Source organism: Mycoplana rhizolycopersici, from assembly GCF_013378445.1.
In the GTDB taxonomy this organism is placed as follows: Bacteria; Pseudomonadota; Alphaproteobacteria; order Rhizobiales; family Rhizobiaceae; genus Mycoplana; species Mycoplana rhizolycopersici.
Genome location: NZ_JABXYK010000009.1, coordinates 129,560 through 146,441, shown reverse-complemented (window position 1 = coordinate 146,441; position 16,882 = coordinate 129,560). Strand labels below are relative to the sequence as shown.

The following is a 16,882-nucleotide window of genomic DNA, read 5'->3' as shown; positions in this document are numbered from 1 at the left end:
GACGGCACGTGACCGGCGACAAAACCAGGCTCGACAGGATACCGGGTGGGGATGCGCTGGCGCCAGACGAGATCGAGCGTTACCGGCGCCACATCGTTCTCTCGGAGATCGGCGGGGCAGGGCAGCAACGGCTGAAGAACGCGTCCGTTCTGGTTATTGGCGCGGGCGGTCTCGGCGCCCCCGTGCTGCAGTATCTCGCAGCCGCCGGCGTCGGCCATATCGGCATCGTCGATGATGACATCGTCGCGCTGTCGAACCTGCAGCGGCAGGTGATCCACGCGACCGGCGCGATCGGACAGAAGAAGGTCGCAAGTGCTGCGACAGCCATCGCTGCGATCAATCCGCATGTGCGGGTCACGGCCTTCGAGCGTCGGTTCACGCCCGATACCGCGACGCAGCTTCTGGCAGGCTTCGATCTTCTGGTCGACGGGTCGGACAACTTCGAGACACGCTATGCCGCCGCCGATGCGGCGGAGGCAACACGGGTGCCGCTCGTCACCGGCGCGGTCGGCCGCTTCGATGGCTCGCTGACGGTGCTGAAGCCGTGGGAAACGGATGACGACGGGAAAACCAATCCGGCCTACCGCGACCTTTTTCCAGAAGCGCCTCCGCCCGGCGTCGTTCCCTCCTGCGCCGAGGTCGGCATCGTGGGCGCGCTGACCGGCGTGATCGGCACGCTGATGGCGATGGAAGCGATCAAGCTCATCACCGGCGCCGGCGAGCCCCTCGTCGGACGGCTGCTTTTGTATGACGGGCTTGCGGCACGTTTCGACGTCATGCGCTACCGTCGCCGCAAGGAGGCCCGGTGATGCAGGTCCGCCGCCTGGAGCCGTCCTTCGACCGCTACGACGAACTGCTGGCGATGATACGCACCGCCTTCGCCTACATGGACGCCCGCATCGATCCGCCGTCCTCGGCCCACCGCCTGACGCCGGCTAGCCTGAAGGAAAAGGCGCTGTCCGAAATCGTCTTTTTGGCGGTCGACGACCAGCGGTTGGTGGGCTGCATCTTCTGCCGCCCGGAGCAGCAGCGCCTCTACATCGGTAAGCTTGCGGTGGTGCCGGACCGGCAGGGGGAGGGCATCGGCCGCGCGCTGTTGATGGCGACTGAGGCCGAGGCCCGCAGCTTGTCCCTTCAGGCGATGCGGCTGGAGACGCGGATCGAACTCACGGAAAACCACGGACGTTTCCACGCCATGGGCTTCGAGAAGACGGCCGAGAACCGTCATCTGGGCTTCGACCGGACGACATCCATCGAGATGACGAAGCGCCTCTGAACCCTTGCCTCCGCCTGGCTGGCAGCGTCAGGTGCGCCCGGGCAGGACCCGGTCGGGCGGGCGGTGGCCGTCGAAGAAGGTGCGGATGTTGATGACGACCTTCTCGCCCATCTCGATCCGCCCTTCCAGCGTTGCAGACCCCATATGCGGCAGGAGCACCACCTTGCCTTCGGTCGCAAGCTTGACCAGTTTCGGGTTGACGGCGGGTTCATGCTCGAACACGTCGAGGCCGGCGCCGGCGATCTTTCCTTCGCGCAGAGATTTTATCAGCGCCACCTCGTCGATGATCCCTCCGCGTGCGGTGTTGACGATGTAGCTCGACGGCTGCATCAGCGCCAGCCGCCGGGCGGAGAGCAGATGGTAGGTCGCAGGCGTCGAGGGGCAGTTGACCGAGACGATGTCGACGCGCGCTAGCATCTGGTCGAGGCTGTCCCAGTAGGTTGCCTCCAGCGCCTCTTCCGTCGCCGTGCTCACGCGGTGGCGGTTGTGGTAGTGGATCGACAGGCCGAAGGCCTTGGCGCGGCGGGCGACGGCGGTGCCGATCCGGCCCATGCCGACAATGCCGAGGCGCTTGCCCCAGATCCTGTGCCCGAGCATCCAGGTGGGCGACCAGCCGGCCCACTCGCCCTTGCGGTCGGTCAGAAGGTGCGCGCCCTCGGCAAGCCTTCTGGGCACCGACAGGATCAGCGCCATGGTCATGTCGGCGGTATCCTCGGTCAGAACGTTCGGCGTGTTGGTGACGGTGATGCCGCGCCGCGCCGCCGCGTCCACGTCGATATGGTCCACACCGTTGGAGAAGCTGGCGATAAGCTTGAGCTGCGGGCCTGCCTGCTCGATCAGCGCCGCGTCGATTCGGTCCGTGACCGTCGGCACCAGCACGTCATGGCTCCTGACTGCCGCCACCAACTCCGGCTGCGTGCGCGGGGTGTCCTCGATATTGAGCTCGGCATCGAACAATTCGCGCATGCGCGTTTCGACCACGTCGGGCAGTCGGCGGGTGAGGTAGACCTTCGGCTTTTTCTTGTTCGTCATGGTCCGTTCGGCGTCCTGTTGACGGGTCCTTAACCAAGATAGGCAAGACTTGCTTCATCAAGGGCATTTTCTACCAGACCCCGTCGCGAAGACAATCCGCTCTGAAGACCGGTCGCGCGAATTGCGTGCTTCGGCCGGGGTCCGGTCACCGGATGCCTTGTCTGGCTGGAAGTGGATCACGTCATGCGTCACTTACATTTTCGCATCCGCACCGTTGTGTTGGTCGCCTTGATGGCCCTGGGATCCCAGGCAGTTCCCAACGCCTTCGCCCAAGCTGCAAAAGGTCCGAGCGGGCTGCCCCTGCCGCGTTTCGTCAGTCTCAAGGCCAAGAGCGTGAACCTGCGCGTGGGGCCCAGCGTCGACTACGCGGTCGCCTGGCGCTACATGAAATCGGGCGTCCCGGTCGAGATCATCCAGGAGTACGACAACTGGCGCCGGATCCGCGACGCCGACGGCACGGAAGGTTGGGTCAACCAGGCGCTCCTGTCGGGAGAGCGCACGGCGGTCACCGCACCCTGGATGCGCGGCAAGGGCGCGGACGTCTTCGTCAACATGCGGCGGGATCCCCAGTCGTCGAGCGCCATCATCGCCAAGCTCGAGCCCGGCGTCGTCATCAAGGTCGGCGAATGCAACGGCGACTGGTGCAGGGCCGAGGTCGAAGGCGCCGGCGGTTGGGTTTCGCAGGCCGAAATATGGGGCGCCTATCCCGGCGAAGCCTTCAAGTAGCGGCCTCGCCGGCGGGGCTCAGGCGAGCCCGGCCTCCGTTGCTGCGTCCGCAAGGGAAACCATCGGCCGCGGCCCGATCTGCTCGATCACGATGCCCGCGGCAAGGCTGCCGAGCTTGCCGCAGTCTTCAAGCGAGCGGCCTTGCGTGTAGCCGTGAAGGAAGCCGGCGGCATAGAGATCGCCGGCCCCGGTCGTATCCACCACCGCCTCGATCGAGGTGGCGTGCACCCGCACGCGTTCGCCGTCCTTCATGAGGATCGAACCCTCCTCGCTCATCGTCACGATCGCCAGGCGGCAGTCCTTTTCGATCATCGACAGCGCATACTCGAAGTTTTCCGTCTCGTAGAGCGCCAGGACCTCGGTCTTGTTGGCGAACACGATGTCGACGGTTCCCGAACGCATCAGATCCAGGAATTCGTCGCGGTAACGATGGACGCAGAAGCTGTCGGAAAGCGTCATCGACATCTCGCGCCCGTTGGCGTGGGCAATGCGGGCGCAGGCGAGAATGGCTTCCTTGGCGCGCGGAGGATCCCAGAGATAGCCCTCGAAATAGGTCACCTTGGCCGCGGCCACGACCTCCTCCTCGACGTCCTCGGGACCAAGCTCGACGCAGGCACCGAGATAGGTGTTCATCGAGCGTTCGCCGTCCTCGGTGACGAAGATCATCGATCGCGCGGTCGGCGGAAGGCGGTCGAGCGGGCTGGTCGCGAAGTGGACGCCCTGCGCGCGAATGTCGTGCGTGAAGATGTCGCCGAGCTGGTCCCTTGCCACCTTGCCGAAATAGGCCGCGCGCCCGCCGAAGCTGGCAATGCCGGCGGCCGTGTTGCCGGCGCTGCCGCCTGAGGCCTCCACCGCCGGTCCCATCCGCGAATAGAGCAACTCGGCGCGCTCGGCGTCGATGAGGTTCATCGCGCCCTTGATGATGGCGTTGTCAGTGAGGAAAGTTTCGTCGCAGCGGGCGATGATGTCGACAATCGCGTTGCCGACCGTCAGCACGTCGAATTGGGTCATGCAGTTTATCCGTCTCGAAAGGGAAGAGCCGGTTACCGGTCTTAGCGGATTTTCGACGGATTGTAAGGGGTGCCGCCCGAAGGTTGCCCGTCGGGCGGCGAAATATCGTCAGTCCTTGGCGCGCTCGACGTAGGAGCCGTCTTCTGTTGCGATCACGACGCGGGTGCCAGCCTGGATGTGCGGCGGAACGAGCGTGCGCACGCCGTTGGAAAGCATGGCGGGCTTGTAGGAGGAGGACGCCGTCTGGCCCTTCACAACCGGCTCGGTCTCGGTGATCTCCAGCGTCACGTGACGCGGCAGGTCGAGCGCGATCGCCACGCCCTCGTGTGTCTTCAGGATCACGGCCATGCCTTCCTGCAGGTAGGCCTTGGAATCGCCGACGTCGTCGGGGGACATGGTCAGCTGGTCGTAGCTTTCCGGGTTCATGAAGTGGAAGCCGTCGCTGTCCTCGTAAAGGAAGGTGTGCTCGCGGTCTTCGACATGGGCGCGCTCGACCTGTTCGGTCGTGCGGTAGCGCTCCGATACCTTCACGCCGTCGGAGATGCGGCGCATGTCGACCTGTGTGACCGGCGTGCCCTTGCCCGGGTGGAAGTTCTGTGCTGTCAGAACCACATAGAGTTTGCCGTCGACGTCGAGCACATTGCCCTTGCGGACGGAAGAAGCGATGATCTTTGCCATAAGACTTCCTTGTATCTGGAGCGGCCGCGTCGTAGAGGACGCAGCAAGTGTCATCCCCGGACCGCAGAAAGCGGGATCGGGCCGCAACTACCCTAAATTCCGGTAAAAGGCCAGCACGTCCGCCGGAATCTGATAGAAACTTGCCATGACCGCGAAGAGCCCCGCCCCATCCCCCTGGTGGACGCCTGACGTCCATGCCGACCGCCGTCCGTTCCTGCTCGCGCGCAACCGTGTCCAGGCGGCGTTGCGAGGCTTCTTCGCAGAGCGCGATTTCATCGAGGTCGATACGGCGACCCTGCAGGTATCGCCGGGGAATGAGGCGCATCTGCATGCCTTTCGCACCGAGGCGATCGGCCATTCGGGTGTTGCGACGCAGCTCTATCTGCACACGTCGCCGGAATTCGCCTGCAAGAAGCTGCTCTCTGCGGGTGAGAAACGCATCGCCTGCTTTGCCCACGTCTATCGCAACCGCGAGCGCGGCCCCCTGCACCATCCGGAGTTCACCATGCTGGAATGGTACCGGGCCGGGGAGAGCTATGAGGCACTGATGGACGACTGCGCCGACATCCTGGCGCTGGCCGCCCGAACGGCGGGGACCGACCGGCTCGTTCATCGCAATAGTAGCTGCGATCCGTTTGCGACGCCCGAACGGCTGACGGTCGCGGAAGCCTTTGAGCGCCATGCCGGCATCGACCTGCTGGCGACGATTGCCTCGGACGGGGCGACGGACCGGCAGGGACTGGCGCAGGCAATGGCCGAAAGCGGACTGCGCGTTGCAGCCGACGATACCTGGGCCGATCTCTTCAGCCGCGTCCTCGTCGAGTGCGTCGAGCCGAAACTGGGGTTCGATCGCGCGACGATCCTCTGCGAGTATCCGGTTGCCGAAGCCGCGCTTGCGCGGCCTTCGCCGCGCGATCCGCGGGTTGCCGAACGCTTCGAGCTCTATGCCTGCGGTGTCGAACTCGCCAATGCCTTCGGCGAACTCACCGATGCAGCCGAACAGCGCCGCCGTTTCGGTCTGGAGATGGCGGAGAAGCAGCGCGTCTACGGCGAAAACTATCCGCTGGACGAGGATTTTCTGTCAGCACTCGCGATCATGCCGGAGGCCAGCGGCATTGCGCTCGGCTTCGACCGTCTGGTGATGCTCGTGACCGGCGCTTTGCGCATCGACCAGGTGATCTGGGCGCCGGTTGCGGAGACCGCGTTGTGAGCGGGACGGCGCGAAAGATCCCGGCCGGGGCCGTTGCGTCGATCGGCGCGAGGACTTTGCGCTCCGTTGCGGAACTGGACGACGCACAGCTTCTTGCGCCCGACGTGGAGGTCAACGATCTCGCCCGCGTCGGCGAGCGTTATGCGGTGGCCGTAACACCCGCCATGGCAGCGCTGATCGATAGGAACGATCCGTCCGATCCGATCGCGCGCCAGTTCATACCGGATGTCGCGGAGCTTGAGACGCTGCCCGGGGAACAGGCCGACCCGATCGGAGATCTGGCGCACAGTCCCGTCACGGGCATCGTCCATCGCTACCCGGATCGGGTACTGCTGAAAGCGGTTCATGTTTGCCCGGTCTATTGCCGGTTCTGTTTCCGACGCGAGATGGTCGGCCCCGCCGGCCTCGGAACGCTGACGCCCGAGGAACTGGACCGGGCGATCGAATATATTGCCGGACGGTCGGAGATCTGGGAGGTGATCCTCACCGGCGGCGATCCGTTGGTGCTGTCTGCCCGCAGGTTGCGCGAGATCACGCAGCGCCTGTCGGCGATCGGCCACGTCAGGGTCGTGCGCTTCCATACGCGCGTGCCTGTCGTCGATCCCTACAAGGTGGATGCAGGCCTCGTCGACGCGCTGATGGCGTCGGGAAAGACGACCTATGTGGCCCTGCATGCCAACCATCCGCGCGAACTGACGGCGGATGCGCGCGCCGCCTGCGCCCGCCTGATCGATGCCGGCATCGCCATGATCAGCCAGACCGTCCTCTTGAAGGGCGTCAATGACGACGCCGATGTCCTGGCGGCGCTGATGCGCGCTTTTGTCGAGAACCGGATCCGGCCCTACTACCTTCATCACCCGGATCTGGCGCCCGGCACGAGCCATTTCCGCCTCGGTCTCGATGAGGGCCGGGCGCTGGTCGATCAGATGCGCGGCCGCATATCCGGCCTGTGCCAGCCGACCTACATCCTCGACATACCGGGCGGCTACGGCAAGGTTCCGGTGCTATCGCCAGCGGTTCGGGAAGGCGACGACGGCTGCTTCCGCATCCGCGACTATCGCGGCGGCGAGCATATCTATCCGCCGCCGGCCGAAAGTTCCGTGCTCAACGACAAGGACTGAGGGCGGCGAGAGGCGCTTCGACCCGCCAATGGCACTGGCTCAGGCCCGTGGCCATGGGATCAGAATTCCTCCCAGTCGCCGTCCTTGCTCTGCGACTTGGCGCCGAGAGCGCCCATCAGCTTCTGTTTAAGGAGGTGCGCCGGCGAGGCGACGGCTTTCGACGTCTCGCCGGCTGCCTTGACGTTCCACTGGCCGGCGGATTTGCGCGGAAGCCGGGTAACCGTGCCGGACGGCGCGGCAGGCGGTGCGGAAGTGAATGATGCGCCCGGCTCGCGGTGTGTCGTTGCCGACCGCGGCGCCGGTGTCCCATCCGATCCGGCGGCCTGCAGGCCCGGCGAACGGGAAGGCTGGCTGATGGCGTTCCCGACGTTGAAACGGCCGATCAGGCCGTTGAGCGCCTGAACGTCGTTGGCGAGGCCGTGGCTGGCGGCGGTCGTCTCTTCCACCATGGCGGCATTCTGCTGCGTACCCTGATCCATGTTGCCGACGGCCGTATTGATCTCCGACAGGCCCAGGGCCTGTTCGCGGGCGGCCTGCACGATTGCCTGCACATGGCCGTTGATCTCCTGAACCTCGGTCACGATCGCCTGCAGTGCGGTTCCGGTCTCGGCGACAAGCGCCACGCCGCTGCCCACATGTTCGCCGGAGGCACCGATAAGGGTCTTGATTTCGCGGGCGGCGTTGGCCGAGCGCTGGGCGAGTTCGCGCACTTCCTGCGCCACGACGGCAAAGCCCTTGCCGGCTTCCCCGGCGCGCGCGGCCTCGACGCCGGCATTCAGGGCAAGCAGGTTGGTCTGGAAGGCGATGTCATCGATTACGCCGATGATGTTGCCGATCTCGCCGGAGGAGCGCTCGATCTGCTGCATGGCGGCGATCGCACGGTGGACGATCTCGCCCGACCGTTCCGCGCCCTGGCGCGTACGGGCCACGAGTGCACCAGCTTCCTCGGCGCGCCGCGTCGAATCCTTCACCGTGGTGGTGATCTGTTCCAGGGCCGCCGCTGTTTCTTCTACAGAAGCCGCCTGATTTTCCGTCCTGCGCGCCATTGCGTCGGCTGCTGCGCGGATCTCTCGGGCGCTGGCGTCGATCGCCCGGGCATTGTCGCCGACCTCGCACAGCGCCTCACGCAGGTGCGACACCGACGTGTTGAAGTCCTGGCGCAGCCGGTCGAGGTCGCCTTCAAAGGGCGTCTCGATCGAAGATGTCATGTCGCCGGCTGCAAGGCGGCCAAGGGCCTCGCCGAGCGTGGCAACGGCTGCCTGCACCTTGCCGCTCTCGCGGTTGCGCTCCGCATCGCGCGCCATGCGCTCACCCTCGGCGAGTGCACGGTCGGACGTGGCCTGCCGCTCGAGCCGCATCCGCTCCGCTGCATTGTCGCGGAATACGGCGACGGCAGCCGCCATCTCGCCAATCTCGTCGCGTCGCTCCGCGTAGGGAATTTCCTGCCCGATATTGCCGTCGGCAACTCTGTCCATCGCTGCAGAAATGCCTCCGAGCGGGCGAACGACCCGGCGCTGTACGATGAAGATGGCGGCGATCGCGAGGCCGACCGAAAGCAGGAGGGATGCAATGGTCAGGCGATAGGCGGAATCCTGCTCCGCCTGGGCCGCGTCGATGGCCGTAGCCGTCAAGGACTGGTTGGCCGTGATCAGGCTCTTCAGCGCGGCATCGATCCTGTCGGCCTGCTGCTGCATCGGACCGTGGAAGACCTCAAGCGCCGGCCCCTTGGCGGCAATCGCGGAGAACTGCTTCAGTTTCTCCGATTCGGCGAGGTAGGCGGACAGGCTTTCCTTGATGGTGGCGACGGTTGCCGTGGTATCCGCAACGCTGGAGATGCTCGCCGCATAGGCGTCGATCCGCTTGCCGAGGGCGTCGGCGCGTTCGGTGATCTGTGTCTCGATTGCGGTGAGTTCGTCCGGATCCATCGAGAGAAGATGGGCCGAATAGGTCCCGCTCAATTCCGAGAAGGCGTTGCTGATCTGCAGGATCTCGCTCATCTGGGGCATGCGTTCCTTGCCGATCTGCTCGAACTGGCCGGTGATCGTGGACAGCGAGCGGAACGCGACGGCACCTTGGAGCGCTCCCAGCAGTACCATCAGGACGAAAAGGGTTGGAAGCAGTCTGCTGATCCGAACGGCACGCATATCAAAGTTCCCAAAATATTTATTATGATCCCAGTGCTTGCAGGCCGGGAGTCTAGTGTCGGGCGTTTAATGGGGCCTTAATGACGGTTGCCAAACCCTGCCTTGCGGGACGATCACCCACACCCTACATCGCTGCTGGAACAAGGGAGTAACGGCATGATCCTCGACGCGGCGCGGCTGGCGCTGGCCAATCTTCTGGCACCGGAAACGCGGCGTGTCTTCTGGAAGGTTCTGGGCCTGACGATTTTTGTCCTGGCGGTGCTGTGGTTCACCCTGCGCGAGAGCTTCATCGCATGGGTGCTGCCATGGTTCGCCGACTACGTGCCGGCCGTGCCCGACTGGGCGGGATGGCTGGCATTTGTCTTTGGCATCGTGGCGAGCATCGGCCTTGCGCTGTCGATGGCACTCCTGCTTGCCCCGGTCACCGCCGTCATCGCCGGTTTCTTCCTCGATGACGTGGCCGAGGTCGTGGAAAGGCGTGACTATCCTGCCGACCAGCCCGGCCGGGCTTTGCCGCTCGGTGCCGCGATCGCCGGGTCGCTGAAGTTTCTGGGCGTGGTGCTGGCCGGCAACCTCGTCGCGCTGCTCCTGCTTTTCATTCCCGGCATCAATCTGATCGCCTTCTTCCTGGTCAACGGCTACCTGCTCGGGCGCGAGTTCTTCGAATTCGCCGCGATGCGCTTCCGTTCGCCGGAGGACGCGCGCCTGTTCCGTGCCAAGCATGCCTCGACGGTATTTCTGGCCGGCCTCGTCGTCGCGGCATTTCTTGCCGTGCCGATTGTCAACCTGCTGACGCCGCTCTTCGCCGCCGGCCTCATGGTTCACCTGCACAAGTTGCTTTCGCGCGCCGATCCGGGCTTTCGCGGCTGACGCTACTGCGCCCCTACTGCGGTAATGCCGCCGGATCGTACTGGCCGGCGAACTCCGCGCTGGGCGGGATCGGCTTGATGACATCGATCAGCACGCCGTTCAGATCGGCAGTGATGAAGTGCCGCTGACCGAAGGCTTCGTCACAGATGTCCTTCAGGATCGGAAGCCCGGCCGCGCGGCAGGCATCGTATACCGCGTCCACATCCTCGACTTCAAAATTGAGAAGGATGCCCGAGGCCTTGCCCCGTCCGGACGGCGGGATCGTCTCGTGCTGGCCGTCCAGGACGGCAAGCGTTACATGCTCATCGTCGATCGATTGCAGGTGAACGTACCAATCGCTCGAGAAGAGGGGCGTGAAACCGAAATGCTGGCGGTAGAACGCCGCGGTTCCGGGCACGTCGTCGGTCATGATGACGGGATAGTAGCTCGTGCATTTCATCACTTTTCCCTTCTTGATAGGTGACGTACAATCTGTATGTTTTTATTTAACATACATGCAGACTGTATGTAAAGGAGGGGCTGTGAGCCGCAGCAACAAGGACAGGACGGAGGCGACGCGCACCGCGCTCATCGATGCCGCCCGCAGGCTTTTCGTGGAACAGGGGTATGCCGAGACGGCCACGCCGGACATCGTCGCCGCAGCCGGCGTCACCCGCGGCGCGCTCTATCATCATTTCGAGGACAAGAAGGCGCTGTTCCTCGCCGTCGTCGAACGGGAGGCTCAATTGGTCGTGGCAGAGATCGAGGCGTCATCCGTCACGGCCGGCGAACCACGCGCAGCCCTCCTTGCCGGTGCGCGTGGATACTTCGACGCGATGTCCGTCGACGGGCGCACGCGGCTTCTGCTGCTGGAGGCACCGGCCGTGCTCGGCGCAGCCACCGTCGCCGCGCTTGACCGAGACAATGCGGAAGGGGCGTTGCGTGCCGGCCTGACGGCGCTGTTGCAGCATCAGGATCGCCGGATCCCTCTCGTGGAACAGCTGACGGCATTGCTCTCGTCTGCGTTCGATCGCGCCGCGCTCGAGATTGCCGCCGGCGGCAAGCGCGCCGACTTCGAGGCAGCGATTGCGGAAGTGCTCGACGGGCTTTCGGCCTGATCGATCTGGACAGACTGCTACTGCGCCGCCACGATCGCCTGCGGCGGCAGTTCCACGAGAGGCGCGGGAATGTCGCAGGTCTTCTCTGCTGACTTGCAGATGTCGGCGATCACGCAGCGTTCGCATTCCGGCTTGCGCGCCTTGCAGACATAACGGCCGTGCAGGATCAGCCAGTGGTGGGCATGGTAGAGGTATTCGCCCGGCACGATCTTCATCAGATGATCTTCGACTTCGTCCGGGGTCTTGCCCGGTGCCAGACAGATCCGGTTGGCGATGCGGAAGATGTGGGTGTCGACCGCCATCGTCGCCTGTCCGAACGCCATGGACATCACCACGTTCGCCGTCTTGCGGCCGACGCCGGGCAACGTCACCAGTTCCTCGCGTGTGCGCGGCACCTCGCCGCCGAACTCGTCGACGAGCGTTCGGCTGAGCGCGATCACGTTCTTGGCCTTGTTGCGATAGAGCCCGATCGTCTTGATATGGTCGCGCACCTTGTCCTCGCCGAGCGCCAGCATCTTTTCCGGTGTATCGGCAACCTTGAAGAGCGCCCGCGTCGCCTTGTTGACGCCGGCATCGGTCGCCTGCGCCGAAAGGGCGACGGCAACGACGAGCGTGAACGGGTTGACGTGCTCCAGTTCTCCCTTCGGCTCCGGCCTCTGGATGGAGAAGCGCCGGAAGATCTCGCGCACCTCGTCGGGCGAGTAGGCCGTCCTCGGCCTCCTGCTGACGCGCTTCGGAGCTGAGCGCGCCGCCCGCACAGCGATCATCGATTTCGGTTTCGCGTTCTTCATGCTGCCTCTATAGTCAGTGGCCATGAGCGATGGCAACGATGATATCAGCCTGGATGACCGGGGCCTGAATGATCGGCCCCTGAACGATCGGCCTGTGTTCTTCGCCGAACTCAGGCCGCATCGTTCGCTGGGCCAGCGCGGCCATTTCGTCTTCTTCCTCATCGCGGGAATGCTGACGGTAGCGCATATGGCCATCTTCCTGGTCTCCGGCGCCTGGCCGATCGTGATGTTCTTTGGCGCGGATTTTCTGATCCTGTTCGGTGCCTTCTGGCTCAACAATCGCGCCGCCCGCGCATGCGAGCTGGTCGAAGTCTCGCGTACCAGCATCTCGATCCGCAAGCGTGCCCCGTCCGGCTTCGAGACCGCGCATGAGTTCAATCCCTTCTGGGCCCGCTTCAAGGTCTCCCGCAAGGAGGAGATCGGAATTACGGACATGTCAGTCAGCGGGCAGGGCCGGCGCACCGACGTCGGGTCGTTTCTCCATCTCGACGACCGCGAACGCTTTGCTGCGACCTTTGCCGGCGCGCTGGCCCGCGTGAAGCGCGGGCTCTGACGACCGGGGCGCGTTTCTGCGGGCAAGTTTCGGGTGGCGCTGTGGCTGGCGGCGTGATTTCCTGCTGCCACAGGAGACGAACGATGAACATGACAGCCACGCTGAAGTCCGACATCACCCCGCAAGGGGCGGACTACGAAACCGTCCGACAGGTGATCGAGCTGATCACCGAGGACTATCGCGACCAGCCTTCGCTGGAGGATATCGCGGCCCGCCTGAAGCAGCCGCCGACGCAGTTGCAGAAGACATTTACCCGCTGGGCCGGCCTTTCGCCGAAGGCGTTCCTGCAGGCGGTGACGCTGGACCACGCCAAGCGCCTTCTTCGCCAGGAATCGATGCCGCTTCTCGAAACCAGCATCGAAATAGGCTTGTCCGGTCCCGGTCGCCTGCATGATCTCTTCGTGACCCACGAAGCGATGTCGCCGGGCGAGTGGAAAGCGCGCGGTGCCGGTCTTACGATCCGTTATGGCTTCCATCCCTCGCCGTTCGGTCAAGCCCTGGTGATGGCCACCGAGCGCGGGCTTGCCGGCCTTGCATTCGCCGATGACGGCAACGAGCAGGCCTGTCTCGAGGACATGACCTGCCGTTGGCCCAACGCTGCCTATGTGCGCGACCAGGAAGCGACGGTCGCGTATGCCGACCGGATTTTCGATCCCGGGCGCTGGCGTCCGGAGGAGCCGCTGCGCATCGTTCTCATCGGTTCTGACTTCCAGGTCCGCGTCTGGCAGGCGCTGTTGCGCATTCCGATGGGCAAGGCCGTGACCTATTCGGATATCGCCGGAGAACTCGGCCAGCCCACTGCCTCGCGGGCGGTCGGTGCCGCCGTGGGCCGCAATCCGATCTCCTTCGTCGTGCCGTGCCACCGCGCGCTCGGCAAGAGCGGGGCGCTGACCGGATATCACTGGGGCCTTACCCGCAAGCGCGCCATGCTCGGCTGGGAAGCCGGCAAGGCGTGATACAAAAAGGGCCGCGCAAGCGGCCCTTTCATCTGATCTGGATCGTTGCGCTCAGTGCGCGCCGGACATGTCGCCGAGCACTTCCTTCGAAGCGACCGTCGAATCCGCGTTCAGCCGATAGACCATCGGAACGCCGGTTGCGAGGTTGAGGTTCAGCACCTGTTCCTTCGTCAGCCGGTCGAGCACCATTACGAGCGCGCGCAGTGAGTTGCCGTGGGCGGCGACCAGCACCGTCTGCCCTGCAAGCACACGCGGCAGGATGTCGGTCAGGTAGTAGGGCCAGACGCGGGCGCCGGTGTCGCGCAGGCTTTCGCCGCCCGGCGGCGGCACATCGTAGGAGCGGCGCCAGATGTGCACCTGCTCCTCGCCCCATTTGGCGCGGGCGTCGTCCTTGTTGAGGCCGGAGAGGTCGCCGTAGTCGCGCTCGTTCAGCGCCTGGTTGCGGATTGTCTCCAGGTCCGGCTGGCCGACATTGTCGAGCACGATCTGGCAGGTCTTCTGCGCGCGGGAAAGATCGGAGGTAAAGGCGATGTCGAACTTGATGCCGGTGTCGGCCAGCGCCTTGCCGCCGGCATTGGCTTCCTCGACGCCAAGCGGCGTCAGGTCCGGATCCTTCCAGCCGGTGAACAGGTTCTTCAGGTTCCATTCGCTCTGGCCGTGGCGAACAAGGACAAGGGTTCCGCTCATATGGTCTTCGCTCCTCGCGTTGGGATAGGGGTCAGTTCAGCCCGAGCACGTCGAGCATGGAATAGCGTCCGGGTTTCCTGTCGCGCGCCCACAGGGCGGCCTTCACCGCCCCGCGCGCGAAGATCGAACGGTCGATGGCGCTATGGGACATCGTAACGGTCTCGCCTTCGCCGGCCAGCAGCACCGAATGCTCGCCGATCACAGAGCCGCCGCGCAAGGTGGCAAAGCCGATGGTGCCGGCGACGCGCGGTCCGGTGTGCCCGTCGCGGACCCGGACGGCGTTTTCGGCAAGCGGGACGCCGCGGCCCTGTGCGGCGGCCTCGCCGAGCAGAAGTGCGGTACCGGAGGGCGCATCGACCTTGTGGCGATGGTGCATTTCCACGATCTCGATGTCCCAGTCGTTCGCGTCCAGCGCCTTCGCCGCCTGCCGCGTCATCACCGAGAGAAGATTGACGCCGAGGCTCATGTTGCCGGACTTGACGACACGGGCGTGGCGGGCGGCAGCCCCAATTCTGTCCTCGTCCTCCGCGGAGCAACCGGTCGTTCCGATGACGTGGACGATCCGCGCCTGTGCGGCGAGGCCAGCGAATTCGACCGTGATCTCGGGCTTCGTGAAGTCGAGCACGCCTTCTGCCTCGACGAAGGCCTCTAGCGGCTGGTCCGTCACGGGGATGCCGATCGGTCCCAGGCCCGCCAGTTCGCCTGCGTCCTTGCCGACAAAGGGAGAACCGGGGCGGACGACGGCTGCATGCAGCTTTGCACCATCCATCGCGTGGATGGTTCTGATCAGCGCCTGGCCCATGCGGCCGCTCGCTCCGACCACGACAAGCTTCATGTCCGCTGCCGTCATTTTCCCGCTTCCTTCTCGTTTTCCTGCACTGGGGCGCCCGGTGCCTGCAGGTTGTGCAGGCGAGCGTAGAGACCGTCGGTCCGCACGGCAAGGACGTCATGGGTGCCCTCTTCGGCGACCGTCCCGTTCTGCATGACGATGATCTTGTCGGCGTTGACAACGGTCGACAGGCGATGGGCAATCACCACCACCGTCCGGCCGCTCATGGCGTGGTCCAGCGCCTTCTGCACGGCCTGTTCGGACTCTGTGTCGAGCGCCGAGGTCGCCTCGTCGAGCAGCAGGATCGGCGCGTTGCGCACCAGCGCACGCGCGATCGACAGCCGCTGGCGCTGGCCGCCGGAAAGCGTCACGCCGTTTTCGCCGACCGGCGTCTCGTAGCCCTGCGGCTGATCGAGGATGAAGTCGTGCGCATAGGCGAGTCTTGCTGCCTCTTCGACTTCCGCATCGCTCGCCTCCGGGCGGCCGTAGCGGATATTGTCGCGGATCGTCCCCTCGAAGAGATATGGCTGCTGGGAGACATAGGCGAGGTTGTTGCGCAGCGATTGCTTGGTGACGTTGGCAATGTCCTGGCCGTCAATCAGGATCTGCCCCGCCGCCGGATCGTAAAAGCGGGGAATGAGGCTGATGACGGTCGATTTTCCCGCACCCGACGGCCCGACGAGCGCGGTCGTCCTGCCGCCCTCGGCAATGAAGCTGACGCCGTTGAGGATGCTCTTGCCGCCATTGGCGTAGGAGAAAGACACGTCGCGGAACTCGATCGTGGCCTGGGTGATCGCGAGCGGTTTGGCGTCCGGCTTGTCGCGCTGGTGCGGCTCGATGTCGAGGATCTCGTAGATCATCCGAGCATTGACCACGGCGCGCTCCATCTGCACCTGCAGCCGCGCCAGGCGCCGGGCCGGATCATAGGCCATCAGAAGCGCGGCGATGAAGGCGAAGAAGGCGCCTGGCAGAACCCCGCCATAGATCGCCTGATAGGCGGAATAGCCGAGCACGCTGGCGATCGCCACGCCCGCGAACGTCTCGGTCATCGGCGCCGTCCGCTCCGACAGGCGCGCGATCCGGTTGGAGCGCTTCTCCGCCTGTTCGATGATCGTCTCCACCTTGGAGCGGAGCTGGTCCTCCATCGTGAAGGCCTTGACGATGCTGATGCCCTGGATCGTCTCCTGGATTGCGCCGAGCACGTGGCTGTTGATGACGACGGATTCGCGGGTTGCGGACTTGAGCCGCTTGGACACGTAGCGAAGGCCGAGCAGAAGCGGCGGGGCGACGAAGAAGACGATCCCCGTCAGCAGCGGGTCCTTCGAGATCATCACGCCGATCAACGCTATCAGCGTCAGCAAATCGCGTGCGATCGACGTCACCGTCATGTTGAGCACGTCGCGGATGCCATTGATGTTCTGGTTGATCTGCGCCGCCAGCCGTGCCGAGCGCGCCTCGCTGAAAAAACCGACGCTCAGCGACATCAGGTGCGAATAGAGCCGCCGCTGGTAGTTGGCGACGATGTTGTTGCCGATTTTCGACAGCGTGACGGCCTGGCCGTAGGTGGCGAAGCCACGCAGGATGAAGGCGACCAGGATCGCGCCGCAGATCCAGGCGACGAGGTCGGCGCGCCGGTTGGCAAACGCTTCGTTGACCACCGCTTCCATGATCCACGCGGTGAAGGCTGTGGAACCGGCAACGACGATGAGGCAGAAGATCGCGAAAACATAGCCGCGAATGTGGTCGCGACCGTTCTCCGCAATGACGCGCTTCAGAACGCCGGTGATCGTTTCGGCACTGACGTGACGATCGGTACGGCTCTTTTCGCTCAATAACCCATCTTTCCTGCAGCTGCGGAGGATACCCGCTCCGGAGCGGGCATCTGTTGCGGCGCTCTATAG

At 64.7% G+C, this 16,882-nt stretch carries 19 protein-coding genes; 9 read left to right on the top strand and 10 right to left on the bottom strand.

All coding sequences use genetic code 11. From position 1 onward, the window contains the following. Positions 1-8: 8 nt before the first annotated feature. Together moeB and HV823_RS15990 are read left to right on the top strand one after the other, a co-directional pair. Positions 9-809, top strand: a complete 801-nt coding sequence (gene moeB / locus HV823_RS15995; RefSeq protein ID WP_176950727.1) for a molybdopterin-synthase adenylyltransferase MoeB — start codon at positions 9-11, stop codon at positions 807-809. Then, complete coding sequence (locus tag HV823_RS15990) at positions 809-1,276, top strand: GNAT family N-acetyltransferase (protein WP_176950726.1); 468 nt, start codon at positions 809-811, stop codon at positions 1,274-1,276. Before moeB ends, HV823_RS15990 begins: the two co-directional genes overlap by 1 nt. A 27-nt stretch (positions 1,277-1,303) precedes the next feature. On the opposite strand, the gene HV823_RS15985 is transcribed toward HV823_RS15990, so the two are convergent. Continuing rightward, positions 1,304-2,308 (bottom strand): 2-hydroxyacid dehydrogenase, encoded by a 1,005-nt coding sequence (locus HV823_RS15985; protein ID WP_176950725.1) that lies wholly within the window; start codon positions 2,306-2,308, stop codon positions 1,304-1,306. 183 nt (positions 2,309-2,491) lie between these two features. Between HV823_RS15985 and HV823_RS15980 the strand changes: the two genes are divergently transcribed. After that, positions 2,492-3,034, top strand: a complete 543-nt coding sequence (locus tag HV823_RS15980; protein ID WP_176950724.1) for an SH3 domain-containing protein — start codon at positions 2,492-2,494, stop codon at positions 3,032-3,034. An 18-nt stretch (positions 3,035-3,052) separates the two neighbouring features. Here HV823_RS15980 and HV823_RS15975 read toward each other — a convergent pair whose 3' ends face one another. Further along, a complete protein-coding gene (locus HV823_RS15975; RefSeq protein WP_176950723.1) occupies positions 3,053-4,045 on the bottom strand; it encodes an adenosine kinase in 993 nt (330 codons plus the stop codon). A 108-nt stretch (positions 4,046-4,153) separates the two neighbouring features. Further along, positions 4,154-4,723, bottom strand: coding sequence for an elongation factor P (gene efp, locus HV823_RS15970; protein ID WP_176950722.1), 570 nt, complete (start codon positions 4,721-4,723; stop codon positions 4,154-4,156). 145 nt (positions 4,724-4,868) lie between these two features. Here efp and epmA point away from each other — a divergent pair, with 145 nt between their 5' ends. Together epmA and HV823_RS15960 are read left to right on the top strand one after the other, a co-directional pair. Further along, positions 4,869-5,933 (top strand): EF-P lysine aminoacylase EpmA, encoded by a 1,065-nt coding sequence (gene epmA, locus HV823_RS15965; RefSeq protein ID WP_176950721.1) that lies wholly within the window; start codon positions 4,869-4,871, stop codon positions 5,931-5,933. Between the two features lie 41 nt (positions 5,934-5,974). Then, entirely contained in the window at positions 5,975-7,054 is a 1,080-nt protein-coding gene (locus tag HV823_RS15960; RefSeq protein WP_176950814.1) for a lysine-2,3-aminomutase-like protein, read from the top strand. A gap of 59 nt (positions 7,055-7,113) precedes the next feature. Here HV823_RS15960 and HV823_RS15955 read toward each other — a convergent pair whose 3' ends face one another. After that, positions 7,114-9,198, bottom strand: a complete 2,085-nt coding sequence (locus tag HV823_RS15955; RefSeq protein WP_176950720.1) for a methyl-accepting chemotaxis protein — start codon at positions 9,196-9,198, stop codon at positions 7,114-7,116. A 156-nt stretch (positions 9,199-9,354) separates the two neighbouring features. Between HV823_RS15955 and HV823_RS15950 the strand changes: the two genes are divergently transcribed. After that, positions 9,355-10,068, top strand: coding sequence for a sulfate transporter family protein (locus tag HV823_RS15950; RefSeq protein ID WP_176950719.1), 714 nt, complete (start codon positions 9,355-9,357; stop codon positions 10,066-10,068). 13 nt (positions 10,069-10,081) lie between these two features. On the opposite strand, the gene HV823_RS15945 is transcribed toward HV823_RS15950, so the two are convergent. Then, complete coding sequence (locus HV823_RS15945; RefSeq protein ID WP_176950718.1) at positions 10,082-10,507, bottom strand: VOC family protein; 426 nt, start codon at positions 10,505-10,507, stop codon at positions 10,082-10,084. Positions 10,508-10,589: 82 nt separating this feature from the next. Here HV823_RS15945 and HV823_RS15940 point away from each other — a divergent pair, with 82 nt between their 5' ends. Next, a complete protein-coding gene (locus HV823_RS15940) occupies positions 10,590-11,165 on the top strand; it encodes a TetR family transcriptional regulator (RefSeq protein ID WP_176950717.1) in 576 nt (191 codons plus the stop codon). Positions 11,166-11,182: 17 nt separating this feature from the next. Here HV823_RS15940 and nth read toward each other — a convergent pair whose 3' ends face one another. Next, a complete protein-coding gene (gene nth, locus HV823_RS15935; protein WP_176950716.1) occupies positions 11,183-11,956 on the bottom strand; it encodes an endonuclease III in 774 nt (257 codons plus the stop codon). Positions 11,957-11,969: 13 nt separating this feature from the next. Next, positions 11,970-12,143: a hypothetical protein gene (locus HV823_RS26730; protein ID WP_246301503.1), complete on the bottom strand. Its 174-nt coding sequence runs from the start codon at positions 12,141-12,143 to the stop codon at positions 11,970-11,972. On the opposite strand from HV823_RS26730, the gene HV823_RS15930 reads away from it, so the two are divergent. After that, positions 12,084-12,509, top strand: coding sequence for a DUF2244 domain-containing protein (locus HV823_RS15930; RefSeq protein WP_246301495.1), 426 nt, complete (start codon positions 12,084-12,086; stop codon positions 12,507-12,509). The genes HV823_RS26730 and HV823_RS15930 overlap by 60 nt on opposite strands. 83 nt (positions 12,510-12,592) lie before the next feature. Then, a complete protein-coding gene (locus tag HV823_RS15925) occupies positions 12,593-13,465 on the top strand; it encodes a methylated-DNA--[protein]-cysteine S-methyltransferase (RefSeq protein WP_176950714.1) in 873 nt (290 codons plus the stop codon). A 51-nt stretch (positions 13,466-13,516) separates the two neighbouring features. Here the strand turns inward: HV823_RS15925 and HV823_RS15920 are convergent, their stop codons facing one another. From HV823_RS15920 to HV823_RS15910, 3 genes are read right to left on the bottom strand one after another with little or no spacing between them, the layout of a single operon-like run. Next, entirely contained in the window at positions 13,517-14,152 is a 636-nt protein-coding gene (locus HV823_RS15920; protein WP_176950713.1) for a 2,3-bisphosphoglycerate-dependent phosphoglycerate mutase, read from the bottom strand. A 31-nt stretch (positions 14,153-14,183) separates the two neighbouring features. After that, complete coding sequence (dapB, locus tag HV823_RS15915) at positions 14,184-15,002, bottom strand: 4-hydroxy-tetrahydrodipicolinate reductase (RefSeq protein WP_176950712.1); 819 nt, start codon at positions 15,000-15,002, stop codon at positions 14,184-14,186. Continuing rightward, positions 14,999-16,813, bottom strand: a complete 1,815-nt coding sequence (locus HV823_RS15910; protein WP_176950711.1) for an ABC transporter ATP-binding protein — start codon at positions 16,811-16,813, stop codon at positions 14,999-15,001. Before HV823_RS15910 ends, dapB begins: the two co-directional genes overlap by 4 nt. Positions 16,814-16,882 lie beyond the last annotated feature (69 nt).